Annotated in this window: 24 protein-coding genes; 5 read left to right on the plus strand and 19 right to left on the minus strand. The window is 67.3% G+C overall.

Annotation, left to right across the window (positions count from 1 at the left end):
* The first annotated feature begins 74 nt into the window (after nucleotides 1-74).
* Nucleotides 75-989 carry a LysR family transcriptional regulator gene (locus HCC78_RS19725; protein WP_172330510.1) on the plus strand — a complete coding sequence of 305 codons (915 nt, stop codon included), beginning with the start codon at nucleotides 75-77 and terminating at the stop codon, nucleotides 987-989.
* A gap of 2 nt (nucleotides 990-991) precedes the next feature.
* Here HCC78_RS19725 and HCC78_RS19730 read toward each other — a convergent pair whose 3' ends face one another.
* The 4 genes from HCC78_RS19730 to ccrA all read right to left on the minus strand — a co-directional run bounded on the left by HCC78_RS19730 (nucleotide 992) and on the right by ccrA (nucleotide 5,763).
* Entirely contained in the window at nucleotides 992-2,545 is a 1,554-nt protein-coding gene (locus HCC78_RS19730; protein WP_172330511.1) for an AAA family ATPase, read from the minus strand.
* Between the two features lie 41 nt (nucleotides 2,546-2,586).
* Nucleotides 2,587-3,228: an acyl-homoserine-lactone synthase gene (locus HCC78_RS19735; RefSeq protein ID WP_172330512.1), complete on the minus strand. Its 642-nt coding sequence runs from the start codon at nucleotides 3,226-3,228 to the stop codon at nucleotides 2,587-2,589.
* Nucleotides 3,229-3,321: 93 nt separating this feature from the next.
* On the minus strand, nucleotides 3,322-4,035 hold the full coding sequence (locus HCC78_RS19740; RefSeq protein ID WP_172330513.1) for a LuxR family transcriptional regulator: 714 nt from the start codon (nucleotides 4,033-4,035) through the stop codon (nucleotides 3,322-3,324).
* 435 nt (nucleotides 4,036-4,470) lie between these two features.
* A complete protein-coding gene (gene ccrA / locus HCC78_RS19745) occupies nucleotides 4,471-5,763 on the minus strand; it encodes a crotonyl-CoA carboxylase/reductase (RefSeq protein WP_172330514.1) in 1,293 nt (430 codons plus the stop codon).
* A 426-nt stretch (nucleotides 5,764-6,189) separates the two neighbouring features.
* Between ccrA and HCC78_RS19750 the strand changes: the two genes are divergently transcribed.
* Complete coding sequence (locus HCC78_RS19750; RefSeq protein WP_172330515.1) at nucleotides 6,190-8,157, plus strand: protein meaA; 1,968 nt, start codon at nucleotides 6,190-6,192, stop codon at nucleotides 8,155-8,157.
* A 48-nt stretch (nucleotides 8,158-8,205) separates the two neighbouring features.
* On the opposite strand, the gene HCC78_RS19755 is transcribed toward HCC78_RS19750, so the two are convergent.
* A complete protein-coding gene (locus HCC78_RS19755; RefSeq protein ID WP_172330516.1) occupies nucleotides 8,206-8,715 on the minus strand; it encodes a hypothetical protein in 510 nt (169 codons plus the stop codon).
* Between the two features lie 259 nt (nucleotides 8,716-8,974).
* Here HCC78_RS19755 and deoD point away from each other — a divergent pair, with 259 nt between their 5' ends.
* Nucleotides 8,975-9,679: a purine-nucleoside phosphorylase gene (gene deoD, locus HCC78_RS19760; RefSeq protein WP_172330517.1), complete on the plus strand. Its 705-nt coding sequence runs from the start codon at nucleotides 8,975-8,977 to the stop codon at nucleotides 9,677-9,679.
* 13 nt (nucleotides 9,680-9,692) lie between these two features.
* Nucleotides 9,693-10,676 (plus strand): aldo/keto reductase, encoded by a 984-nt coding sequence (locus HCC78_RS19765; protein WP_172330518.1) that lies wholly within the window; start codon nucleotides 9,693-9,695, stop codon nucleotides 10,674-10,676.
* Between the two features lie 57 nt (nucleotides 10,677-10,733).
* On the opposite strand, the gene HCC78_RS19770 is transcribed toward HCC78_RS19765, so the two are convergent.
* From HCC78_RS19770 to HCC78_RS19785, 4 genes are all read right to left on the minus strand, one after another.
* Nucleotides 10,734-11,564, minus strand: a complete 831-nt coding sequence (locus HCC78_RS19770; RefSeq protein ID WP_172330519.1) for a DUF1989 domain-containing protein — start codon at nucleotides 11,562-11,564, stop codon at nucleotides 10,734-10,736.
* Between the two features lie 84 nt (nucleotides 11,565-11,648).
* Nucleotides 11,649-11,798 (minus strand): hypothetical protein, encoded by a 150-nt coding sequence (locus HCC78_RS19775; protein WP_172330520.1) that lies wholly within the window; start codon nucleotides 11,796-11,798, stop codon nucleotides 11,649-11,651.
* A gap of 155 nt (nucleotides 11,799-11,953) precedes the next feature.
* Nucleotides 11,954-12,856 (minus strand): 3'-5' exonuclease, encoded by a 903-nt coding sequence (locus HCC78_RS19780; protein ID WP_253949268.1) that lies wholly within the window; start codon nucleotides 12,854-12,856, stop codon nucleotides 11,954-11,956.
* 70 nt (nucleotides 12,857-12,926) lie between these two features.
* On the minus strand, nucleotides 12,927-13,142 hold the full coding sequence (locus HCC78_RS19785; RefSeq protein WP_172330521.1) for a hypothetical protein: 216 nt from the start codon (nucleotides 13,140-13,142) through the stop codon (nucleotides 12,927-12,929).
* 78 nt (nucleotides 13,143-13,220) lie between these two features.
* Here HCC78_RS19785 and HCC78_RS19790 point away from each other — a divergent pair, with 78 nt between their 5' ends.
* Entirely contained in the window at nucleotides 13,221-13,931 is a 711-nt protein-coding gene (locus HCC78_RS19790; RefSeq protein WP_172330522.1) for a hypothetical protein, read from the plus strand.
* 58 nt (nucleotides 13,932-13,989) lie between these two features.
* Here HCC78_RS19790 and HCC78_RS19795 read toward each other — a convergent pair whose 3' ends face one another.
* From HCC78_RS19795 to HCC78_RS19840, 10 genes are all read right to left on the minus strand, one after another.
* Nucleotides 13,990-14,769 carry a succinate dehydrogenase iron-sulfur subunit gene (locus HCC78_RS19795; RefSeq protein WP_172330523.1) on the minus strand — a complete coding sequence of 260 codons (780 nt, stop codon included), beginning with the start codon at nucleotides 14,767-14,769 and terminating at the stop codon, nucleotides 13,990-13,992.
* A gap of 121 nt (nucleotides 14,770-14,890) precedes the next feature.
* On the minus strand, nucleotides 14,891-16,189 hold the full coding sequence (locus tag HCC78_RS19800; protein WP_216671233.1) for a glycosyltransferase 61 family protein: 1,299 nt from the start codon (nucleotides 16,187-16,189) through the stop codon (nucleotides 14,891-14,893).
* A complete protein-coding gene (locus tag HCC78_RS19805; RefSeq protein ID WP_172330525.1) occupies nucleotides 16,186-16,512 on the minus strand; it encodes a hypothetical protein in 327 nt (108 codons plus the stop codon). Before HCC78_RS19805 ends, HCC78_RS19800 begins: the two co-directional genes overlap by 4 nt.
* Entirely contained in the window at nucleotides 16,512-18,314 is a 1,803-nt protein-coding gene (sdhA, locus tag HCC78_RS19810; RefSeq protein ID WP_172330526.1) for a succinate dehydrogenase flavoprotein subunit, read from the minus strand. Before sdhA ends, HCC78_RS19805 begins: the two co-directional genes overlap by 1 nt.
* Nucleotides 18,315-18,337: 23 nt before the next feature.
* Nucleotides 18,338-18,709, minus strand: a complete 372-nt coding sequence (sdhD, locus tag HCC78_RS19815; RefSeq protein ID WP_172330527.1) for a succinate dehydrogenase, hydrophobic membrane anchor protein — start codon at nucleotides 18,707-18,709, stop codon at nucleotides 18,338-18,340.
* A gap of 13 nt (nucleotides 18,710-18,722) precedes the next feature.
* On the minus strand, nucleotides 18,723-19,112 hold the full coding sequence (gene sdhC / locus HCC78_RS19820) for a succinate dehydrogenase, cytochrome b556 subunit (RefSeq protein WP_172330528.1): 390 nt from the start codon (nucleotides 19,110-19,112) through the stop codon (nucleotides 18,723-18,725).
* Between the two features lie 622 nt (nucleotides 19,113-19,734).
* Nucleotides 19,735-20,772, minus strand: a complete 1,038-nt coding sequence (locus HCC78_RS19825) for a MaoC family dehydratase (RefSeq protein WP_172330529.1) — start codon at nucleotides 20,770-20,772, stop codon at nucleotides 19,735-19,737.
* Nucleotides 20,773-20,794: 22 nt separating this feature from the next.
* Entirely contained in the window at nucleotides 20,795-20,998 is a 204-nt protein-coding gene (locus tag HCC78_RS19830; RefSeq protein WP_172330530.1) for a DUF1737 domain-containing protein, read from the minus strand.
* 8 nt (nucleotides 20,999-21,006) lie between these two features.
* Nucleotides 21,007-21,555, minus strand: coding sequence for an NnrU family protein (locus tag HCC78_RS19835; protein WP_172330531.1), 549 nt, complete (start codon nucleotides 21,553-21,555; stop codon nucleotides 21,007-21,009).
* On the minus strand, nucleotides 21,555-22,436 hold the full coding sequence (locus tag HCC78_RS19840) for a CoA ester lyase (protein ID WP_172330532.1): 882 nt from the start codon (nucleotides 22,434-22,436) through the stop codon (nucleotides 21,555-21,557). Before HCC78_RS19840 ends, HCC78_RS19835 begins: the two co-directional genes overlap by 1 nt.
* Between the last annotated feature and the right edge of the window lie 263 nt (nucleotides 22,437-22,699).

Genomic DNA, 22,699 nt, shown 5'->3' on the forward strand with positions numbered 1-22,699 from the left:
AGTGCAAGCTAGCTTTCCCGCGGGCGGGCGATAAGTCGGCCGGATCCCGCAACTCTGTCCGGGATATCCGCCGAATGAAGACCGTCGATCCGCTGCACGGCATCTCCGCCTTCCTTGCCGTTGCCGACCATTCCAGCTTCACCCGCGCCGCCGAAGCGCTCGGCCTGACCCGCGCCACGGTCAGCGCCCAGGTCGCCGAGCTGGAGGAGCGGCTGGGCGCGCGCCTGTTCCACCGCACCACCCGCGCAGTCCGCCTGACCCCGTCCGGCGAGGCCTACCGCGAGGGGCTTGCCGACATGCGCGCCCGCGTTGCCGCCGCCGAACGGGCCGCCCGGGCGCAGCATTCCGAGCCCGAGGGACGGCTGCGCGTCACCGCGCCGCCCGACCTGGGCCAGCGCTTCCTGATCCCCTGGGTGCACGAGTTCCTGGAAACCCATCCCGGCATCCGGATGGAGCTGGAACTGTCCAACAGCGCCCGCCACCTGATCGAGGAGCAGTTCGACCTCGCGCTGCGCGGCACGCTGGCGATCGAGGAGAACCTGGTCACCCGCCAGATCGGCCAGTCGCGGCTGCATACCTGCGCGAGCCCAGACTACCTCGCCGCGCACGGCATGCCCGCGGCGCCCGAAGGGCTGGCCGGACACCGCATCCTGCATTTCAGCCCGATCCGCCGCGGCCGCCGCTGGCGCTTCGAGCGCGGCGGCGAGCAGCGCGAAGTCCCGGTCGAGCCGCGGCTGGAACTGAGCGATGGCTGGGCGCTGAGGCTTGCCGCGCTGGAAGGCGCCGGCATCTGCCAGCTGCCGGGCTTCTCGGTCGGCGGCGACCTGCGCAGCGGGCGGCTGGTGGAGATCCTGCCGGACTGGCGCGCCGGGCAGATCCCGCTCCACGCCGTCTATCCCGACAACCGGCGTATCGCGCAGCGGGTCCGCGCCTTCACCAGCTTCCTCGCGCGCAAGGCGAAGGCCGAACCCGACCTGCAGGAAGGCTGAGTTCAGCCCGGCAGGGCCGCCTGCCCGTCCGGCTCCTCCACCGCCGGCAGCAGCGGCGGCGGCGGGACCTTCAGATCGGCGGTGGACAGGCCGTCCTTCGGCTTGGCCAGCCGGTAGCGGGTCACCCAGTGCAGCCGCTCTTCGGCGCGGGTGATGGCGACATAGGCCAGCCGCTTCCACAGCGGCAGCCCGGCCTCGTTCCGTCCGGCCCGCGCGGCGGCATAGATGTCGGGCGAGAAGACCTGCACCTCGGACCACTGCGAGCCCTGCGCCTTGTGGATCGTCACCGCCGCGCCATGCAGGAAGCTCGCCCCCATCCGCGCCGCGGAGGCGATCAGCGGCTCGTCCTCCTCGGGCTGCTCGATCTTGATGATCGAGGCCGCCGAGACCTGAGGATCGGGCGCGCCCAGCACGTGCAGCCGGGCGAAACCGGGCTTCTGGCCCGGGCCGAGATAGATCACCTGGGCGCCCTTGATCAGCCCCCGCGCCTCCAGGTCGAGCCGCTTCTTGCGGTGCTTCAGCGGCAGCTCGATGCCGTCGCAGATCAGCGGCTCGCCGGACATCAGCCCGTCCGCTGGCACCTGGTGCGCGGCGCGGAATGCGGTGATCAGGCGGACGCGGGTGTTGTTGCGCCAGCACAGGACCGGCGAGCGGGCCATCAGGTCGCAATTCACCCGCTCGGCCACGACCACGCGGTCGTCGCGCCGGGCCGCCTGCTCGACCATCCGCTCGAACTGCTCGAATCCCAGATCCGGGTCGCCGAGCGCATGCGCGAGGTCGAGAATCGGGTTGCCGCCCTCCTGGCGGTGGATGCGGCTGAGCGTGACGCGGTCGGGGGCGGGCAGCCGGTCGAAGACCATCTCGCCCGACAGCCCCACCGGCGCCAGCTGCGCCGGATCACCGAACAGCACGAGGGTCGGGAAGATTTCCTTCAGATCCTCGAACTGGCGCTCGTCGAGCATCGAGCTCTCGTCGACGAAGCCGATGTCGAGCGGCTCCTCCCGCCGCTTCCAGCCCGAGATGAAATCGGAGCCGCGCATGCCGATGGCGGCCATCGCGCCGGGGATCGACTGGTAGAGCTCGTAGAAGGCCTTGGCGCGGTCCAGCGCCTCGGGCGCGACGCCCTCGACCTCGGGCCTGGTCGCGTTCTGGCCTGCCAGCCATTCGGCGATCTGCTCGTATTCGGGATTGTAGACCGGGGTGTAGAGGATCCGGTGGATCGTGGTCGCCGGCACGCCGCGCAGGCGCAGCACGGAGGCCGCCTTGTTGGTCGGCGCCAGGATCGCCAGGCTGCGGCGTTCCTTGGTGCGCTTGGGCTCGTAGTCGCCGCTGACGATGTCGATGCCCATGTCGCGCAGCTTGGCGCAGAGCTGCGCCAGCAGCAGCGTCTTGCCGGAGCCGGCCTTGCCGAGCACGGCGATCGCGGTGTTCTCGTCGGTGGGAAGACCTGCGGTTTCCGCATCCAGGTCGACACCGGCACGGGCCAGCGCTGCCGCCACATGGGCGAAGGCGGTTTCCTGATCGGGCGAGAGCGTCGGGGACGGGGTCGGCTGCATGGCCGGACCCTATCGCCGCAGGCGCGGATATTCCAGCGGGATCAGGCCACCACGAGCCGCGGACGGCCCAGCCGGGCGGCGCGGTCCATGGCCAGGTGGTACCAGCTGCGGCTGCGCGCGCGCGCGATGCCCGCCTTCGCAGCCAGCCGGTCGGCGACCTCCTCGGAATAGTGCCACAGCCCGGCCGAGATCGCGTCGCGGCCTTCGCCGGTGCTGCCTAGGATCGCCGGGCTCCAGCCCAGCCGGCCGTAGATGCGGACCATGCGCGCATCGAAGACGCCGACCGAAAAATCCAGCCCGCGGCCGAGGCCCAGCTCCGCGCCGCCCAGCATCAGCGCGGCCGAGACGTTCGGCGCGGCGCCGCGGGACAGGCAGAAGCGCGTGCATTCCCAGATGCGGTCGTTGTGCAGCGGGCGGCCGTCGAGGAGGCCGAGGAAATGCTCGTTGATCATGGTGCGTCCTGAGGTCGGCAGGAAGCGCATGGACCCGCCGTGGCGGCCCCCGGTCTCCCAGATGACGTAGAGCGGGTTGAGATCGTCATACTGGTCCCGCTCCTCGCCATGTTCGGTGACGGAGACCTCCCAGCCCAGCCGCGTGCGGAACTGGTCGGCGCGGTCGCGGAACATGGAGTCGCGCAGCTCGGGTTGGGTGTGAAGCTGGTCGGCGTGAAGGAAGTGAAGCATTTTCTTGTCCCCCCAGACATTTGCTGTGGGACGAGCATTGCGGCTGCCGCCTTGCCCAAAGGTATCGGCAGCGGCCTCTCCGTTAACCTTCCGTTAAAGAATTATCAGCCCGTGGCTGAGCGCGAGCGCAACGGCATGGGTCGTGTTCTGCGCCCCGAGCTTCAGCCGCGCCGCCTCGATATAGACCCGCAGCGTATGCTCGGAGATGCCGAGCGTTTCCGAGGCCTGGCCGCGCGACTGGCCGTTGGCGAGCAGGCTCAGCGCGTCGACTTCCCTGGGCGAAAGCTGTCGGCCGAGCGTGCGGTCATCGGGGCCGCCGAATTCCAGCGCCTTCTGGTTCATGAAGTGGGAAACCAGCAGGAGGTCGCTCAGATGGTCGCTGGTGAAGCGCTGCCAGCTGTCATCCCCTGCCTTGGCACTGACGGTGAACATGGCGAACTGGCCGTTGGGCCCGCGGATCGGGACCGAGAGCCCCTGGTTGCCGACGCCGGCGGAGATCGCCTCGCCGAGGAAACTTCGGGCGGACTTTCCGCTCCAGTCCAGCTGCTTCCAATTGACCGGGTGGAACCTCTGGTAGCAGCCCTGCACAACCGGATCGATGCGGGCATAGTCCTTCTCGATGTAGCGGCCGACCCAGTCCTCGCCATAGGTGAGCGCCGCATAGGGTTCCTCTGACTGGTTGACGGAGTGATAGACGACGTGATCGACGTCGTAGTGGTCGCGCAGCAGGAAAACCGCGTCCTGCAGGTCAGCTCGGCTGCTTGCCTCCTGCAACCTGGCAATCAGTGTCTCGAGCTTCCCGTTCATGGTCCATCCCGGGTTCGCGACCTCGATGCGCCGCGAGGTCGGCAGCGGCGACAATCAGAGTGTCGTCGAGCTGTTCGGACAAGGCGAACATGCCGTTCTGCTGAGCAAAGCTCCTGAGATCCGAGAGGACGTCCAACACCCATTCTTGTTGCATTAGAGGATTCCCAGTCAGTGGTTAACAGAAGATTAATACAACTCTAGCACGAACGCGATTGACCCGAAAACTCACGGGATTTCCCTCCCCAGAAATAGCGGGGCCCGTTTTTTCAACTTCCTGACAATCAACGGCATGGATCTCCGGCCCTCCGTTCGGACGGGCGGCGCGGCGGTTCCGCGGCCATTCCCGCTCCCGTCTGTCGCACGGCGAAGTTAAGATCGCGCAAAAAAAGGGCCGCCCCGGCGGGCAGCCCCCAAATTTGCGCGCAGATGCGGCGCTCAGGTGGTCGGGCGCGCCTCCAGCGCGTCCTCGAAGGTCCGCAGGCCGGTCTTCGGCGCCTGGACAAGCACCGACATGTTGCCCGGCTTGTGCTGGTTGCGCAGCATCTTCATGTGCGCGTCCGGGATCTCCGCCCAGGGGAAGACCTCGGACATCACCGGATCGAGGCGGCGCTCGATCATCAGCTTGTTGGCCGCCGAAGCCTGCTTGAGATGGGCGAAGTGGCTGCCCTGCAGGCGCTTCTGGTGCATCCACATGTAGCGCACGTCGAAGGTGCAGTTGAAGCCGGTCGTGCCCGCGCAGATCACCACCATGCCGCCCTTCTTGCAGACGAAGGTCGAGACCGGGAAGGTCGACTCGCCGGGATGCTCGAACACGATGTCGACGTTGTTGCCCTTGCCGGTGATGTCCCAGATCGCCTTGCCGAACTTGCGGACCTCGTTGAACCAGGTCTTGTATTCCGGCGTGTTGACCGTCGGCAGCTGGCCCCAGCAGTTGAAATCCTTGCGGTTCAACACGCCCTTGGCGCCCAGCCCCATCACGAAGTCGCGCTTGTCCTCGTCCGAGATCACCGCGATCGCATTGGCGCCGGCCGTGTTGATCAGCTGGATCGCGTAGGAGCCGAGGCCGCCCGAGGCGCCCCAGACCAGCACGTTGTGCCCGGGCTTCAGCTCGTGCGGCTCATGGCCGAACAGCATCCGGTAGGCGGTGGCGAGTGTCAGCGTGTAGCAGGCGGACTCCTCCCAGGTCAGGTGCCTGGGCCGCGGCATGAGCTGCTGCGCCTGCACGCGGGTGAACTGCGCGAAGGAGCCGTCCGGCGTCTCGTAGCCCCAGATCCGCTGGGTCGGCGAGAACATCGGGTCGCCGCCGTTGCATTCCTCGTCGTCGCCGTCGTCCTGGTTGCAGTGGATCACCACCTCGTCGCCGACTTTCCAGCGCTTCACCCGGTCGCCCACCGCCCAGACGATGCCCGAGGCGTCGGACCCGGCGATGTGATAGGGTTCGCCATGGCCGTCGAAGGGCGAGATCGGCACGCCGAGACCGGCCCAGATGCCATTGTAGTTCACGCCCGCGGCCATCACCAGGACCAGCACCTCGTGGCTGTCCAGCTTCGGCACGTCGACCACCTCGACCTGGAAGGACTTGTCCGGCTCTCCGTGCCGCTCGCGGCGGATCGCCCAAGCGTACATGGATTTCGGAACATAGCCCATCGGGGGCATTTCGCCGATCTCGTAGAGGTCCTTCTCGGGCGCTTCATACGCCGCGATCGCCGGGTTGGTGTCGAGAGCCATCAGAGCCTCCTTGATAGAACAGTCGTGCCGCACTGCGGAAAGATGCGTCTCCCCGCTCTCTAGAGGGTCCCGCGCAACTTCGCAATCAGGAAATCGAACTTTTTGAAATTTTATGTCTTCGATCATCGGCAACATTGCCAGATCAGCCGCGACCCTGCGCATTCGCGCCGGACCGCGGGCAAAAACATCCCGCAACAGCAAGATCACGTTCCCAGGGACCGCACATCCTGTACCATAGTGCAGAATCGCCCTGTTTGCGCGGAACATCTCCGTCAAGGCGCGGAAAGCGTCCGGAAAGCGCTGCAGGCCGCCCCTGCGGCAACTTCCCCGCCCCGCCGCAACGCGGCGAATTGACAGGGACACTTTATTCCGACTATCAGGCTTGTGACGCATGATTATTGCTCAGAAATGAATCGCGAGGCCCCCATGACCGACGCACAGAAAGACAAGCCCTGGCTCTTCCGCACCTATGCCGGCCATTCCACGGCCAAGGCATCGAACGCGCTCTACCGGACCAACCTGGCCAAGGGACAGACCGGGCTTTCGGTCGCCTTCGACCTGCCGACCCAGACCGGCTATGACAGCGACCACGAGCTGGCCAGGGGCGAGGTCGGCAAGGTCGGCGTGCCGGTCAGCCATCTGGGCGACATGCGCGCGCTGTTCGAGGACATCCCGCTAGAGCAGATGAACACCTCGATGACGATCAACGCGACGGCGCCCTGGCTGCTCGCGCTCTATGTCGCCACCGCCGAGGAGCAGGGCGCGGACATTTCCAAGCTGCAGGGCACGGTGCAGAACGACCTGATCAAGGAATACCTGTCGCGCGGCACCTATGTCTGCCCGCCCAAGCCCTCGATCAACATGATCACCGACGTGGCGGCCTACTGCTACCAGCACATCCCGAAATGGAACCCGATGAACGTGTGTTCCTACCACCTGCAGGAGGCCGGCGCGACGCCGGAGCAGGAGCTGGCCTTCGCGCTGGCCACCGCCTGCGCGGTGCTCGACGACGTCAAGGACAAGGTCCCGGCCGAGGATTTCCCGGTCGTGGTCGGCCGCATCAGCTTCTTCGTGAATGCGGGCATCCGCTTCGTGACCGAGATGTGCAAGATGCGCGCCTTCGTCGATCTCTGGGACGAGATCTGCGCGCACCGCTACCACGTGGCCGACATAAAGTACCGCCGCTTCCGCTATGGCGTGCAGGTGAACTCGCTCGGCCTGACCGAGCAGCAGCCCGAGAACAACGTCTACCGGATCCTGATCGAGATGCTGGCGGTGACACTGTCGAAGAAGGCGCGCGCCCGCGCCGTGCAGCTGCCCGCCTGGAACGAGGCGCTCGGCCTGCCGCGGCCCTGGGACCAGCAATGGTCCCTGAGGATGCAGCAGATCATGGCCTACGAAACCGACCTGCTGGAATACAACGACATCTTCGACCACAACCCGGCGATCGAGGACAAGGTCCACGAGCTCAAGGAAGGCGCCCGCGCCGAGTTGGCCAATATCGACGCGATGGGCGGGGCGATCGCCGCGATCGAATACATGAAGAGCCGGCTGGTGGAATCGAATGCCGACCGGATCAACCAGATCGAGAAGGGCGAAACCGTGGTGGTCGGGGTGAACCGCTGGACCGAGGGGGCGCCCTCGCCGCTGATGGGCGCCGACGGCGGCATCATGACTGTCGATCCGGCGGTCGAAGCCGAGCAGATCGGGCGGCTGGAGGCCTGGCGCGCCGACCGCGACGCGGCCGCAGTGCAGGCCGCGCTCGAAGGGCTGCGCAAGGCGGCCGAAACCGGCGAGAACATCATGCCGCCCTCGATCGCGGCGGCCAAGGCGGGCGTGACCACCGGCGAATGGGCGGGCGTCATGCGCCAGGTGCATGGCCAGTACCGCGGCCCGACCGGGGTCTCGGCGGCCATGTCGAACAAGACCGAGGGGCTTGATGACATCCGCGCCGCGGTCGATGCCGCCTCGGACAAGCTGGGGCGCCGCCTGCGCTTCCTGATGGGCAAGCCCGGCCTCGACGGGCACTCCAACGGCGCCGAGCAGATCGTGTTCCGCGCCCGCGACTGCGGGATGGAAATCGACTATGCCGGCATCCGTCTGACCCCGGACGAGATCATCGCCGCCGCGAAGGAGAAGGAGCCGCATGTCATCGGCCTGTCGATCCTCTCGGGCAGCCATATCCCGCTGGTCAAGGACCTGATGGCCAAGCTGCCCGGCGCGGGGCTGGGCCATATCCCGGTCATGGTCGGCGGCATCATCCCCGACGACGATGCCGAGGCGCTGAAGGCGATGGGCGTGGCGCGGGTCTACACGCCGAAGGATTTCGAGCTGAACCGCATCATGTCCGACATCGTGGCTCTGGCCCGGCCGAAAAGCGTCGCCGCCGAGTGACGGCCCCTCCGGCCTCCCGGTGCCCGCATGCGCCCCGGAGGCCGGAGTTCACTCCGCCAGCTGCACCCGCAGCGCCGCCTTGCAGTCCGGGCAGACGCAATGCTCCGAGGGCATGAAGACACGGCCCGGATCGGCAACCGGATCGATCCAGGCGCCCTCCACGAGGAAGCGGCAGCAGACCGAGCAGCGCGGGGCGCTGACCGCCCCTTCGCCGGACACATCCTCGCCGATGTCGCGGATCACCGCGCTCCAGACCAGGCAGTGGATCAGCAGCAGGCCCTTGCCGCACGGCTCCGTCCGCATCCGGAAGCGCCGCGCCCGGTAGGGGCTGTCGCAGCGGTAGCTGCTCTCGAAGCCCTCGCCGGTGCGGCGCACATGGAAGAATATGGCGCCGAGATAGGAACTCATGCCGATACCCTCGACGAAATCCCAGATCGGGCGGCCCTGGACCGCCTTCGACAGCGACCGCGTGCTGCCGTTGTCCAGGGCGAACCGGTCCCAGTCGCCACCGCATTCGGCGATCCGCTCGCGTTCATCGAGGCGATAGAAGCTCTGCATGCATGCGTCTCCGATCGGACCGGCACCAAACTCGCCGGGACCATCGCTTCCCATGGCAGTCCATGCGGCGGACAAGGATGAACAGTGCCACGGATCAATTGGCACACAAACATGGATTTCCGATGCATATATCGGGAGCACCGCCGGGCGGGCCCGCTGCCGCAGAGCTGCCTGCGAGGTTGCAAGCGCCTTGCGCCGGCGGCACTCTGCGCTGGAGAAGGGCCGCCCGGCGGCCGGCCTGACCGAGCAAGGAGTTCCCATGTCCATCCATATCGGCGCCAAGCCCGGCGAGATTGCCGAGACCGTCCTGATGCCCGGCGATCCGCTCCGGGCGAAATGGGCGGCCGAGACCTTCCTGCAGGATGCCGTCTGCATCAACGAGGTGCGCGGCATGCTGGGCTTCACCGGCACCTGGAAGGGCAACCGCGTGACGATCCAGGGATCGGGCATGGGGATGCCGTCGCTGTCGATCTATGCCAACGAGCTGATCCGCGACTACGGCGCGAAGACGCTGGTCCGCATCGGCTCCTGCGGCGCGATGCAGGACAGCGTCGCCTTGCGCGACATCGTCATCGGCATGGCCTGCACCGCGATGTCGACGCCGTCGCTGGGCTTCTTCAGGGAGCTGAGCTTTGCGCCCTGCGCCGATTACGGGCTCCTGCGCGCTGCCGCGGATGCCGCAGCGGCACGCGGCACGCCCACGCATGTGGGCAACATCTATTCGGCCGACGTCTTCTATGACGAGCGTCCCGACCTGAACGAGCAGATGACCCGCCACGGCGTGCTGGCCGTCGAGATGGAGGCGGCCGAGCTCTATACCGTTGCCGCGCGCTTCGGCTGCCGCGCCCTTGCCATCCTCACCGTCAGCGATCACCTTCTGCGCGGGGAGGCCCTCCCCTCGGCAGACCGCCAGACCAGCTTCGGCGACATGGTCGAGATCGCGCTCGAGGCAGCATTTTCGTAAGAGGTAGGACCACATGCAGAAACGCAAGCTGGGGGCAGCAGGCCCCGAAGTCGGGGCGATCGGCCTCGGCTGCATGAGCTTTGCCGGATTCTTCGGAACGGCGGATGACGAGGTCTCTCTGGCCTGTCTCGACGCCGCCGTGGAGGCGGGCATCGATTTCTGGGACACGTCGAACATCTACGGCATGGGCCGCTCGGAACGGGTGATCGGCCGCTACCTGGCGGAGAGGAAGCCCGATGTGGTGCTGGCCTCGAAGGTCGGCATCGTTCCCGGCCCGCCGCGCAGCTTCGACAATTCCGAGGACCATATCCGCAGCGAACTGGAAGCCTCGCTGGAACGGCTGGGCCGCTCGAAGCTGGAACTCTACTACATCCACCGCCGCGAAGCGGAGCGCCCGGTGGAAGAGGTCGCCGAGACCATGGGCAAACTGATCCAGGAAGGCCTGATCGACGCCTGGGGCCTTTCCGAGATCGCGCCCTCGACGCTGCGCCGCGCGCATGCTGTCGTGCCGGTGGCGGCAGTGCAGAACGAATATTCGCTCTGGACCCGCCAGCCCGAGCTGGGCCTGATCCGCACCTGCGAAGAGCTGGGCGTGGCCTTCATCCCGTTCTCGCCGCTCGCCCGCGGCATGTTCGGCCAGGCCCCGGTCGCGCCGGAGACCTTCGCCGACACCGATTTCCGCAAGACCAACCCGCGCTTCACCCAGCCGAATTTCGGCCATAACGAGGCGCAGATCGCGGAATTCCGAAGCTATTGCGCGGCGAAGGGCTGGACGGTCTCGGCGGCAGCGCTGGCCTGGGTGCTGGAAAAGGGCGGGCACCTGATCCCGATCCCCGGCACCCGCACGGCGGAGCATCTGCGCGAATGGCTGGGCGCGCTGGAGATCGCCTTCACCGGGGAAGAGCGTGCCGACATCGACCGCATCCTGCCCGCGGGCTTTGCCCATGGCGACCGCTACGGCGACCACCAGATCGTCGGCGTCGAGCGCTATTGCTGAACCTGGCAGTGGAGAACCCAGGGTTCTCCACGCCTCTCCTGCGCCCCTGCCCCGGGCTCACAGCCCGTGGCTGCGGTCGTAGCCGCTGGCCCGGCTTTCCGGCCAGTCCGCCGCGGGTCCGTAGATTTCGATCTTGAGCGGATGGCACTGGGCGGCATCGGAGGAATGCTCCGCCCCGCAATCGCCGCCCGGACAGGCGCTGAGCGCGCCCAGCAGGTCCATCTCGGCGAAGAATTCAAGATAGTCGCCCGGCCGGACCGGCGAGGCCTTCATGAAGTATTGGCCGGTGTCGCGGGTGAAGCCGGTGCACATGAAGACGTTCAGCACGTCATGGACGAAGGGTTCGGCCTCCGCGAGGCTCATGCCGGTTTCGGCGGCCAGCGCGCGGGTCAGGTTCGAATGGCAGCAATGGTGGTACTGCCCGCCCGAGAGAAGGCTGTGGGTGTAGGGATCGCAGCGCGTGCCGATCACGTCGTGGACCGAGCCGCCATCGGCATCGATCCCGTACCAGCCCAGCGTGTCGGCGGTGATCGCCGCCATCGGGCGCAGCGCGGGAAAGCTCGACCACATCCGGTCGCCGACGGTCAGGTGCGTGCCGTGCAGCGCGCGGGTCTTGCCGGAATAGAACCGCTCGGACAGGTCATGGGCATTCCAGAGGTTGAAATCGCCGACCTGCGGTCCTTCGACCGAGACAATGCGGAAAACCTGGCCCTTCGCGACGCGGAAGCAGGCGGCGTCGCGCGCGGGCACGGTCACCTCGTCCAGCAGCTGCATCTTCTCCCGCGCCGCGGACATTGCGGCAAGGTCGGGACGGGGCAGAGTGTCGTCGGGATAGCAGATCACCGCGGGGCGCGCGCGGCGCAGGGCGGCATCGTCTGGCTCGGTCATTCGGGATCCCCTGAATCATAAACGCGCCCGTGAATACGGACGCGGACATAGGGGCAGTCAAGCCCGGTTTTCCGCGCCGCCGGATCAGGCGGCTTCGGAATACTCGACCAGGGTCTCGTCGGTGGCAACCGCGGATTCGAGGACGGCTTCCGGCATGTAGTAGGAAATGGAGTCTTCGTAGATGGCGATGGCTTCGTCGGCGTCGAACTGGCGGGTCTGTGCAGCTTCGGTCATGGAACCTCTCACGGGGCTAATGATGGTCAACCTCCCGTGCCGAACCATGTAGTCCAAAGCGATTGCGATGACCTCCCCCAATATTGCAATATCGCCATGCATATGCTGCACCGCAGCAGAAATTTTGTTTCACGGACGAAACGGGGCGGAAATCCTCAGCGGCGCAGCGATGCGAGCAGCGCGAGGAAAGCGCTTTCGTCCATCACCGCCACCTGCGCTCCGGCGGCCTGCATTTCCAGCACCTTGCGGTGCCTGCCGCTGATCACCGGCCCGCCCGGCGCGGCCATGTCGCGGTCGGCCACCACCAGATGGGTGAGCCCCGGCCCGATGGACGCCGCGGTTTCCAGCCCCGCCGCAGCCGCCATCACCGCGGCCTCGGTGCGGTCGAGCGCCAGCCGCCCGGTGAAGGCGACCCTGCCGCCGGCAAGCGGCCCGGCGGGATCCGGCACCGCGGCGGGCCGCCGCTTCCCCGCCCCGCCCCCTGCGGCAATCGCGCGGAAATCGCAGCCCAGCCGCGCCTCGGCCATCAGCACGACCTGCGCGGTGGCGCGCGCATCCTCGCCGGCATCGTGGTGCTCGAACTCGAGGTCGAGCCTCTGCTTCAGATGCGCCAGCCCATGGCCGCCATTGCCGCGGAACTCGGGCCAGGCGCGGCGCGCCATCAGCACGCTGTCATGCCAGGTCCAGCCCGGATGCGGCAGCCCCGCCAGGTCGCAGGCGGCATGGATCGCGCGTCGGTCGAAGCTGCTGTGCTGGATGACCGGCTGGCGGTCCAGCAGGCCGCGGAGCTCCGGCAGCAGCACGGCAAAGCGGGGCGCGCCGCGCACGGTTTCCGGCCCGATGCCGGTCAGCTGGATGTTGAAGGCGGAAAATCGGCAGGCCGGATCGACATAGGCCGCCCAGGTCTCGATCGCGCCGCCGTCGCGCACGCAGGCCAGGCCGACCTGGCAGATGCTGGACGGATCGCTGCTGGCGGTCTCGACATCGAGGACCACGAAGCGGAAGCTGCCCTGCGGCAGGCGCATGCCCCCGGTTCCCGTGCCATCCCTGCCGGTCATCTGCGTCTCTCCTGCCTCTGCGCTCCGGCCGGGCATAGCCTTGCGCGGCGCCCCCGGCAAGGCGGCGGCATCAGGACGCGTCCTGCGGCTTCCGGCAGATCTTGGGGGGCTTGCCGTCCCCGGTCCGGGTTTCGGCACCGCAATTCATGCAGATGAAATAGCGCCCGGCCTCGCTGTCCTTGGAGCGGTTCTCGCGCCAGCGGCAATCCTTCACCGCCTGGCGCGACCGGAAGGTGACGGCCATCCAGACGACGACGGCGATCAGGAGGAAGATGAAGACGAACATGGAAAGGTACTGCTTCCTGTACTTGAACCGGCTGGCCGGGAATGTCCGGATTGGAACCGGAGATTGCAAGGAAAGCGCATGGCACATCCCGAAACTTTGACTGTGCTCCGCCGCCGACGGATGGCGCTGGCCCGTATGTCCCGGATCAGCCCGGCGGCCGCGCCGGTCCTGGTGCATGACCCGGTTGCCCAGCTTCCGGTCCATGGCGGCGGCACGGTGCGGCGCTTCCGCGGCAGCGCCTTCGTGTGGGAACGCGGCTTCGACGGCGTCGACCCGAAGGACGCCTGCAGCGTCTGGGTGGCGTCGGACGACCGCGGCTATGCCGACATCTACCGGGCCTTCCTTGCCGAGATCTACGGGCTCGCGGATTTCAGCTGCCTCACGCGCAGCGCCCCCGCCGCCGAGCGCCACGAAATCGACCATGTCTCCGGGCGGGTCCTGCTGGCGGACAACTATGCCGACGCCAGGTCGGGCAGCCCGATCTCCGCGGACAGCCAGCGCTACCACCTGATCGAGGCCGTCCCGGCCCGCGCCAACAGCAGCAGCGGCGGAGGCGAGAAGAAGATGTCTCGGTCGCATGTCGTCTCGGCCTTCCAGCGCAGGCAGCGCCTGCTGAACTGGACGCAGCTCGTCAAGCTCTACGGCCTGATGACGCCGCGCAGCCGGGCCGACGCGCAGCGCTATGCCGAGGCCCTGCGCGTGATGTCGGCGGACGGCTGGAGCGAAGACGAGATCCGGACCGGGCTCGACGGGCTCTTCGACCTGGCGGGACACCGCCGTCCGGAATGAGAACGGGCCGCGGCTGGGAAAGCCGCGGCCCGCGCATTCCTGTCCCGCAGGGACGGGATCAGTACTGGCGTTCCACCATCATCTTCTTGATCGACGCGATCGCCTTGGCCGGGTTCAGGCCTTTCGGGCAGGTCTGCGTGCAGTTCATGATGGTGTGGCAGCGGTAGAGCTTGAACGGGTCCTCCAGCGCGTCGAGACGCTCGCCGGTGGCCTCGTCGCGGCTGTCGATCAGCCAGCGGTAGGCATGCAGCAGCGCCGCCGGGCCGAGATAGCGGTCGCCGTTCCACCAGTAGCTCGGGCAGGAGGTCGAGCAGCTGGCGCACATCACGCATTCATAGAGGCCGTCGAGCTTCTTGCGGTCCTCGATGGACTGCCTCCACTCCTTGGCGGGGCGGTTGGTCTTGGTTTCCAGCCAGGGCATGATCGAGGCATGCTGGGCGTAGAAATGGGTCAGGTCGGGGATCAGGTCCTTGACCACCGGCATGTGCGGCAGCGGGTAGATGCGCACGTCGCCCTTGATCTCGTCGAGGCCGTAGATGCAGGCCAGCGTGTTGATCCCGTCGATGTTCATCGCGCAGGACCCGCAGATGCCCTCGCGGCAGGACCGGCGGAAGGTCAGGGTCGGGTCGACCTCGTTCTTGATCTTGATCAGCGCGTCCAGGACCATCGGACCGCATTTGTCCATGTCCAGGAAATAGGTGTCGACCCGCGGGTTCTGGCCGTCATCCGGGTTCCAGCGGTAGATCTGGAACTTGCGGACATTGGTCGCGCCTTCCGGCTTCGGCCACGTCTTGCCCGTGGTGATCTTGGAGTTCTTCGGCAGCGTGAACTGAACCATGAATCTACCCTTTCTTCGCGGCGCTTTCCGCCCTGGCTTCGATGGGCGGCCTCCGGCCGCCCGCGTTGCATGTCCTGCGCGCGGCTGCGCGCGATCCTGTGTTGCGGCGGGACGCGCCCGCTCATTCGGCCGCGGTCCGGCGGCGGGCGGCGCGGACTTCCGCGCCGCGCTCGGCCGCCCGCCTCAGAAGCGGCACGTATTCGGTCAGCCCCGATCCCATCAGGCTGCCTTCCATCAGGCGCAGCCGTTCGGCATAGGTCGAGGGATGGGCCTGGGCCGAAATCGCGTCGCCCCAGGCTTCCAGATCGGCCAGCTGCAGCCGCTCGTAGGCTTCGGCGTCCCAGCCCGGCCGCAGGTCGGTCCCGGCGGCAGCCAGACCGTCGAGCAGGAGGTCCTGATCGAAGAAGGCGAAGGCGCGCCAGCGCTCGGACACGCCCGAGGGCGAGATCGAGAACAGAACGTTGGCCCGCACCGGGTCGATGTAGCTCAGCCGGTCGCAGCGCGGCTCCAGCCCGTCGCGCACCAGCTGCATGCCCTTGCGGCGCGAGATCACCGTGATCTCCTGCGGCAGATGCCCCAGAAGCTGGCGCACATGCATCGCCGAGCCTTCGGCGAAGATCAGCCGCCGCGCCCGCGCGAAGGCGGCCAGCTGCGCCCCGATGCTCATGGTCTCGGGCCAGATCACCTCCACCCCGGCGGCCTGCATCCGCTCGACCAGATAGCTCTCTCCCGGCAGCGGGATCGAATAGGGGTCGAGCCGCGAGCGCGAGACATAGACCGTGTCCGCGGTGCCGGTCTCCAGCCCGCGCTCTTCCTGCAGGAGCGCGAGCGCCTCGAGATATTCCGGCAGCGGCCCGCACCAGCGGTAGCTGGCGAGGCTGGCGGGCTGTCCCGAAGGCTGGAACTGCTCGCCCTGGCGGAACACGCAGAGATCGCGTGCCGCCAGCGGGCGGTGGCGGATGAAGCGCACCTTGTCCCGCGGCAGGCCGAACCAGTCGCAGATGCCCCAGAAATAGCCCGGCACCTGATCTTCGCCCATGCCCTTCGGCAGGGTGAAGACGCAGGTCGCCTCCGGCATCGCCAGCCGCGTGAACAGCACGCGCTGGAACTGCTCTGCCAGGGTGTGGCCGAAATGGCTCATCACTCCGCCGCACCAGGCCAGCGGCCCGTCCGACGTCTGCTCGGGGCGCTCCGACCGCGCCGGGGCCTTGCGCCCGGGGCTGCCGTTGACCCAGTGCAGGGCCAGGTCGTCCGCCTCCATCCGCGTCCGGTCCGGCCCGGCGGGCCAGCCGCGCTTGCTGTCGGCAGGCTCGATGCGGATGTCGCGGAAACGGCGCATGAACTCGGGACGCCGGAGCGCCGCGGCCAGGGCGGCACGCCGTGCCTCCCGGCCTTCGGCGATGGGCGCGGCCCCGCTCATCTCAGCGGCGGCAGATCGTTGCCGCGCAGGCAGGCTTCTGCCGCGGGACGGTTGGCGATGGCGATGGCCAGGGTGCGGCGGCTCTTCTCGTTCACCGTCTTCGCCTTGCCGGCGAGGATCATCAGCTCCTCGCCGGTGGCATTCTCGGCGACGCAATCGGCCACCTCCGCCGCGGCGGAGGCCGGATAGTCAGGGAAGCTCGCGGCGATGGATCCCGCCGCGAACGGTTCGGCTGCCTGGCGGTCCTCCGCCGTCGGCGTGCCCGGCTCCTCAGCGGCGCAGGCCGCGAGAAGCAGGACCAGGGAAACCGCCAGCGCCCGCATCAGAAGGTCCGCGCCTTCGGCGCGATGGTCTTCAGGCTGATTCCGCCTTCGGCCTCGGTGGTCAGCGGATCCTTGATCACCGGACGGTAGGTCAGGTCCACCGCGTTCCCGTCCACCCGCATGACGGAATGGACGCGCCACTTCTCGTCGTCCCGCTCCGGATAGTCCTCGTGGGCATGCGCCCCGCGGCTCTCGTGGCGGGCTTCGGCGCCGACGATGGTCGCCAGCGCGTTCGGCATCAGGTTGGTCAGCTCGAGCGTCTCCATCAGGTCCGAGTTCCAGACCAGCGAGGTGTCGGTGACCTTCAGGTCGCCGAGCTTGCCTGCGATGGCGGTCATCTTCTCGACGCCTTCCTTCAGCGAGTCCGAGGCACGGAACACGGCCGCATCCGCCTGCATGGTGCGCTGCATTTCCAGGCGCAGATCCGCCGTCGGCGTGCCGCCCTGGGCATGGCGAAGGCCGTCGAAGCGGTCGAAGGCCTTGTCGATTTCCGACGCCGGCGCCTTCGGGATCGCCGAATTGCGGTCGATCACCTCGCCCGCGCGGATCGCGGCGGCACGGCCGAAGACCACGAGGTCGATCAGCGAGTTGGAGCCGAGGCGGTTCGCGCCGTGCACCGAGGCGCAGCCGGCCTCGCCCACGGCCATCAGGCCCGGAACGACGGCGGTCGGGTTCTCGGCGGTCGGGTTCAGCACTTCGCCCCAGTAGTTGGTCGGAATGCCGCCCATGTTGTAGTGGACCGTCGGCAGGACCGGGATCGGCTCCTTGTTCAGGTCCACGCCGGCGAAGATCTTGGCGCTTTCCGAAATGCCCGGCAGGCGCTCGGCCAGCGTTTCCGGCGGCAGGTGGTTGAGGTGAAGGAAGATGTGGTCCTTGTGCTCGCCCACGCCGCGGCCTTCGCGGATCTCCATGGTCATCGAGCGGCTGACATAGTCGCGCGGCGCCAGGTCCTTGTAGGTCGGCGCGTAGCGTTCCATGAACCGCTCGCCTTCCGAGTTGGTCAGGTAGCCGCCCTCGCCGCGGGCACCCTCGGTGATCAGGCAGCCCGAGCCGTAGATGCCGGTCGGGTGGAACTGCACGAATTCCATGTCCTGCAGCGCCAGGCCAGCGCGCGCCACCATGCCGCCGCCGTCGCCGGTGCAGGTATGCGCGGAGGTCGCCGAGAAATACGCCCGGCCGTAGCCGCCGGTGGCCAGGACGACCATCTTGGCGTTGAAGACATGCATGGTGCCGTCATCGAGCTTCCAGCACAGCACGCCCTTGCAGACGCCGTCCTCCATCAGCAGGTCGATGGCGAAGTATTCGATGTAGAATTCCGCGTTGTTCTTCAGCGACTGGCCATAGAGCGTGTGCAGGATGGCGTGGCCGGTGCGGTCGGCCGCGGCGCAGGTGCGCTGCACGGGCGGGCCTTCGCCGAATTCGGTGGTGTGGCCGCCGAAGGGACGCTGGTAGATCTTGCCTTCCTCGGTGCGCGAGAACGGCACGCCGTAGTGCTCCAGCTCGTAGACCGCGGCGGGCGCGGAGCGGGCCAGGTATTCCATCGCATCGGTGTCGCCGAGCCAGTCGGAGCCCTTGACGGTGTCGTACATGTGCCACTGCCAGCTGTCCGGGCCCATGTTCGACAGCGAGGCGGCGATGCCGCCCTGGGCTGCGACGGTGTGCGAGCGGGTCGGGAAGACCTTGGTCACGCAGGCGGTCTTCAGACCCTGCTCTGCCATGCCCAGGGTCGCGCGGAGACCTGCCCCGCCAGCACCGACCACCACGACGTCGTAATCGTGGGATTCGTATTCGTAGGAAGCCATTGTCTTCGTATGCTCCGTCTTCTTCAGAGGGCCAGGCGCGCGAGCGCGAACAGCCCGCAGCCGATCGCGAAGTAGGACACGCAGGTGACGGCGATGACCAGCCACTCGCGGACCATGCCGTGCGTGTAGTCTTCCAGAACCATGCGCATGCCGCGGATGAAGTGCAGGAAGCCGACGGTGATCATCAGCCCGGCAATCACCGAGGGGAAGGGCTTCGCGAAATAGGCGATGACCTCTTCGTAGGGCTTGCCCAGCTGCGGCCCGAAGGTGAAGAGGAACAGCGGCGTCAGGATGAGCAGCCCGTAGGAGCTCATGGTCATGCGCCAGAAATTGTCGGTCCCGGTCTTGGCGGACCCCATGCCAACGGCGCGCTTGCGGTCGGTGTAGAATGCCATGATGCGCGTCTCCTTACACGATGATCGCGGTCAGCAGGGTCAGCACGACCGAACCGCCGATGACGATCTTGCCCAGCATCTGCGCCTTTTCCAGTTCCAGGCACTTGCCCGCGTCCCAGATCAGGTGGCGCACGCCGGCCAGCGCGTGGTACCACAGCGCCCAGACCGAGAGGAACATGACGAGGTCGCCGAGGTAGCTGGTGACGATCCAGTCGACCATGCCGAAATATTCGGGTCCGGACGCGGCGGCCAGCAGCCACCAGACGCAGAGCAGAGCGCCCACGATGAGTCCGACGCCCGCGGCGCGGTTCAGGATGGACGTCACGGAGCCGATCTGCGGCCGGTAGTACTGTCCAAGCATGAAGGGGGAAAGCGGCCGGTTGCCCCGGTTCACATCAGCCATGGGTTGCCCTCTCGGAGTTACGCCTTTGGTCGTTGACTTCGGTCTTAGCACCTTTTGCGGTGTTGTCATCCGCCCCACAATCGCAAAAGCGCGATCTTTTGGCGCAATCAGCGCTAACGGGACCAGTTTGTGATCACACGATCCAAGAGTGTGATCACAAATAGGAATATGAGCAAAACTCTAAGGATTGCCCGGCGCCGCTGCGGCGCGGAATGAGTCGCGGAAGCGGGCCGGCCGCCTGCCGGAATCAGTCCGGACGGCAGTCCCGGCCGTGCTCCGGCAGGACCGTGATCGCAGGAGAAAGGGTGCAGGCGCCGCCTGCGGGCCGTCAACCGGCTCCGGCCGCGATGCCGACCGAGCGGCGGCTTCCGGCCCCGGTGCCGCCTTCCTGCGCAGCAGCCTTGCCGACCTGCCGAAATCCGCGCCGGTCGCGGCAGCCGGACGGCGGGAGCCGCCAAGGCACCATCCGACGCAACGGGACGGATCGCAGCCCCGGCATGGACCATCCATGCGAAAAGCGGGATTGATCGGAGGAAACGGGAGAAGCCGGCATCCCCGGAACGTGCGTTCATTGCCGCGCCGCAGGAAGGTGCACCGCCCCTTTCCGGGCGGTGCCGCAGTGTCAGAGCGGCATCAGCGCCCAGTAGTCGAGATCGAGCAGCACTTCTGGCAGGTACTTGCCGTCCTCGCCCTTCAGCTTGCCGGCCTCGGCGCCGGCCTTGACCGCCACCAGCCGCAGCCGGATTGCGCCGACGCCGGGGGCGGAGGTCTCCACCTTGTCGAGCACCTCGGACCAGGCCTTGACCGTCAGCCCGGAGAAGGCCGGGTTGGCATGTGCCCCGCCGTTCAGCCCGACGATCATCTGCGCGTTCGCCAGACCGTTGAAGCTGAGCGCGCGCGCCAGGCTGATGATGTGCCCGCCATAGATCAGCCGCTGGCCGTCCGGGCGGAAGGTGGCGTCGAAATGGACCTTGGCCGTGTTCTGCCACAGCCGCGTGGCCATCATGTGCTCGGCCTCTTCCAGCGTGACGCCGTCGACATGGTCGACGATCTCGCCGATCTCGTAATCCGCCATCCGGTGCGGCTCGCCCGCCAGGGCGAAATCATAGCGGGTGAAATGCAGGCCTTCGGGAATGGCGAGGGAGCCGGGATCGACGACCTTGGCCAGCTCCGGCACGACCGGCTCCGGCGCAGGCGCGTCGAGGTTGTTCTTGCGGACCATCACCCAGCGCACGTAGTCGAGCACGACCTCTTCGCGCTGGTTCAGCCCCTTGGAGCGGACATAGACCACGCCGGACTTGCCGTTCGAGTTCTCCCGGAGCCCGATCACCTCGGAGGTCGAACGCAGCGTGTCGCCCGGCATCACCGGCTTGAGGAACCGTCCCTCGGCATAGCCCAGGTTGGCGACAGCGTTCAGCGAGATGTCCGGCACGGTCTTGCCGAAGACCACGTGGAAGGCGATCAGGTCGTCCATCGGCGAGGCCGCGAGACCGCTGGCCCGCGCGAACTCGTCCGAGGAATAGAGCGCATGCCGCTCCGGGTAGAGCGCATGGTACATCGCCCGCTCGCCGCCCGACACGGTGCGCGGCACGGCGTGCTCGATCACCTGGCCGATGGAATAGTCCTCGAAGAACCGTCCCGGATTGGTCTTTGCTGCCATCACTGCTCCCCCGATGGTGTCTCTATTGCTGTCCCAGCTTCATGTCCGGCGAATAGGGCGTGTCAATGTCCTTGGTCACCGCCTGGCCGCAGCGCATCACGCCGTTCGAGGCGTCGAAGGCGTATTGCGGGTCGCCATGCAGCTCCCAGCCCTTCGACAGCGCCTCGCTCACCTTGTGGCAGAAGGCCGAGGTGTCGTCCTCGGTCAGGAAACGGTAGATCTTCATGTCGTCTTTCATCCCATCGGATAGTGGCCGGTCCAGATATGGAGCGCGACCGCGGCGGCATAGAAGACGGCGCCGTAGATCACCGCCTTTAGGTCGCCGCGCTTGTCCTCGACCGGCTTTTCCCAGACCGGTTCGGAGCGGTTGATGACGATCACCTCGGCCACCGCCCAGCCCAGCATGCCGCCGAAGAGCAGGATCGAGGCGAGATCGCCGTTGACCAGCAGGTGCGCGACCGCCCAGGTCTTCACCGCCGCCAGCATCGGGTGGCGGATCCGCCGCGCGAGGCCGCCCTTGGCCGGGCCGAGCATCAAGAGGAAGGCCGCCAGGAGCATCAGCGTGTTGTTGATGTGCGTCATCATTGCGGGCGGGGTCCAGACCGCGACATAGGGCGTCGCGCGGAAGCCGAAGATCATCAGCAGCAGCGATGCCGCCAGCGCGGCGGCCACGGCGCCCTGCCCGGCCTTGCCCATGGCGGCCCGCTTCTCCGGGCAGACGCGCTTGAAGAGATGCGCCGCGCTCCAGAGCGCGATCCCGGCGAGCAGGACAATCCAGGACATCAGGCGACGCCTTCTTCCAGCTTGGCGATGGCCGCGGCCTTCGCGAGGGTCTGCTTGGCGGTCACGATATGCAGGTTCTCCACGATCTTGCCGTCTACGATGGCGATGCCCAGCCCCTTGGCCTCGGCCTCTTCATAGGCCGCGATCTGGCGCTGCGCGAGATCGATGTCGGCCGAGGACGGCGCAAAGGCCTCGTTTGCGGCCTCGACCTGCGCCGGGTGGATCAGGGTCTTGCCGTCGAAGCCCATGTCGCGCCCCTGCGCGCATTCGACCTTGAAGCCCTCCTCGTCCTTGAAGGCATTGTAGACTCCGTCGACGATGGTGATTCCCGCCGCGCGGGCGGCAAGCAGGCAGAGCTGCAGCGAAGTCAGAAGCGGTTCGCGGTCTGCCCGGAATCTGGTCATCAGCTCCTTGGCCAGGTCATTCGTGCCCATCACGAATCCGCCCATCCTGGGCGCCTCGGCGATCTCGGCGGCCTTCAGGATGCCGCGCGGCGTCTCCATCATCGCCCAGATTTCCGTCGACTCGCAGCCCGGCATGGCGTCGAGCACCGCGGCGGCCTTCTCGATCGTGGCAACGCTTTCCACCTTGGGGATCAGGATGGCATCGGGCGCGACTGCGGCCATCGCCGTCAGGTCGTCCCCGCCCCATTCCGTGTCGAAACCGTTGATGCGGCAGATCTTTACCCTTGCACCGAAGCCGCCGGCCTTGAGCGTCTCGGCCAGCAGGCCGCGGGCGTTCACCTTTTCGTCGATTGCAACCGCATCCTCGAGATCGAAGATGATCGCGTCGACGGCCAGCGTCTTGGCTTTCTCCAGCGCCCGCTCCTTGGAGCCGGGGATATAGAGAACGGAACGATAGGGGCGTGCGCGTTGATCCATGATTCTTTCCTCCACGGGGCTGCTTTTGTACTTATATTGCGCGGAGGGAAACGCGCTCGCGGCCACTTGCCGCATCGCGGAAAGTCGGGGTGCAACATGACACTTCCATGTAGGACGCTGGACCGCGCGTGCGGCGGGTTTACCCGATCTTCGATCCCCCGCGCCCAAGCTTCCGTCCGGTGCGGTCCGGCACTGGCCGGCCGCGGCGGCGGAACGCCCGGAACACGCCCGAATACGACTTGCAACCGGGGGCCCCTCCCCCT

It is taken from the genome of Mangrovicoccus sp. HB161399 (assembly GCF_013184745.1).
Classification (GTDB): Bacteria; Pseudomonadota; Alphaproteobacteria; order Rhodobacterales; family Rhodobacteraceae; genus Mangrovicoccus.

What these genes read in the sequence shown, in the direction of transcription:
- HCC78_RS19775 (WP_172330520.1), bottom strand. Translation starts at nt 11,798, where the DNA reads ATGACCGAAGCTGCACAGACCCGCCAGTTCGACGCCGACGAAGCCATC.
- sdhA (WP_172330526.1), bottom strand. Translation starts at nt 18,314, where the DNA reads ATGGCTTCCTACGAATACGAATCCCACGATTACGACGTCGTGGTGGTC.
- HCC78_RS19780 (WP_253949268.1), bottom strand. Translation starts at nt 12,856, where the DNA reads ATGACCGGCAGGGATGGCACGGGAACCGGGGGCATGCGCCTGCCGCAG.
- sdhC (WP_172330528.1), bottom strand. Translation starts at nt 19,112, where the DNA reads ATGGCTGATGTGAACCGGGGCAACCGGCCGCTTTCCCCCTTCATGCTT.
- ccrA (WP_172330514.1), bottom strand. Translation starts at nt 5,763, where the DNA reads ATGGCTCTCGACACCAACCCGGCGATCGCGGCGTATGAAGCGCCCGAG.
- HCC78_RS19795 (WP_172330523.1), bottom strand. Translation starts at nt 14,769, where the DNA reads ATGGTTCAGTTCACGCTGCCGAAGAACTCCAAGATCACCACGGGCAAG.
- sdhD (WP_172330527.1), bottom strand. Translation starts at nt 18,709, where the DNA reads ATGGCATTCTACACCGACCGCAAGCGCGCCGTTGGCATGGGGTCCGCC.
- HCC78_RS19800 (WP_216671233.1), bottom strand. Translation starts at nt 16,189, where the DNA reads ATGAGCGGGGCCGCGCCCATCGCCGAAGGCCGGGAGGCACGGCGTGCC.
- HCC78_RS19735 (WP_172330512.1), bottom strand. Translation starts at nt 3,228, where the DNA reads ATGCTTCACTTCCTTCACGCCGACCAGCTTCACACCCAACCCGAGCTG.
- HCC78_RS19840 (WP_172330532.1), bottom strand. Translation starts at nt 22,436, where the DNA reads ATGGATCAACGCGCACGCCCCTATCGTTCCGTTCTCTATATCCCCGGC.
- HCC78_RS19785 (WP_172330521.1), bottom strand. Translation starts at nt 13,142, where the DNA reads ATGTTCGTCTTCATCTTCCTCCTGATCGCCGTCGTCGTCTGGATGGCC.
- HCC78_RS19805 (WP_172330525.1), bottom strand. Translation starts at nt 16,512, where the DNA reads ATGCGGGCGCTGGCGGTTTCCCTGGTCCTGCTTCTCGCGGCCTGCGCC.
- HCC78_RS19835 (WP_172330531.1), bottom strand. Translation starts at nt 21,555, where the DNA reads ATGTCCTGGATTGTCCTGCTCGCCGGGATCGCGCTCTGGAGCGCGGCG.
- HCC78_RS19750 (WP_172330515.1), top strand. Translation starts at nt 6,190, where the DNA reads ATGACCGACGCACAGAAAGACAAGCCCTGGCTCTTCCGCACCTATGCC.
- HCC78_RS19725 (WP_172330510.1), top strand. Translation starts at nt 75, where the DNA reads ATGAAGACCGTCGATCCGCTGCACGGCATCTCCGCCTTCCTTGCCGTT.
- HCC78_RS19825 (WP_172330529.1), bottom strand. Translation starts at nt 20,772, where the DNA reads ATGGCAGCAAAGACCAATCCGGGACGGTTCTTCGAGGACTATTCCATC.
- HCC78_RS19755 (WP_172330516.1), bottom strand. Translation starts at nt 8,715, where the DNA reads ATGCAGAGCTTCTATCGCCTCGATGAACGCGAGCGGATCGCCGAATGC.
- HCC78_RS19790 (WP_172330522.1), top strand. Translation starts at nt 13,221, where the DNA reads ATGGCACATCCCGAAACTTTGACTGTGCTCCGCCGCCGACGGATGGCG.
- deoD (WP_172330517.1), top strand. Translation starts at nt 8,975, where the DNA reads ATGTCCATCCATATCGGCGCCAAGCCCGGCGAGATTGCCGAGACCGTC.
- HCC78_RS19765 (WP_172330518.1), top strand. Translation starts at nt 9,693, where the DNA reads ATGCAGAAACGCAAGCTGGGGGCAGCAGGCCCCGAAGTCGGGGCGATC.
- HCC78_RS19740 (WP_172330513.1), bottom strand. Translation starts at nt 4,035, where the DNA reads ATGAACGGGAAGCTCGAGACACTGATTGCCAGGTTGCAGGAGGCAAGC.
- HCC78_RS19830 (WP_172330530.1), bottom strand. Translation starts at nt 20,998, where the DNA reads ATGAAGATCTACCGTTTCCTGACCGAGGACGACACCTCGGCCTTCTGC.
- HCC78_RS19770 (WP_172330519.1), bottom strand. Translation starts at nt 11,564, where the DNA reads ATGACCGAGCCAGACGATGCCGCCCTGCGCCGCGCGCGCCCCGCGGTG.
- HCC78_RS19730 (WP_172330511.1), bottom strand. Translation starts at nt 2,545, where the DNA reads ATGCAGCCGACCCCGTCCCCGACGCTCTCGCCCGATCAGGAAACCGCC.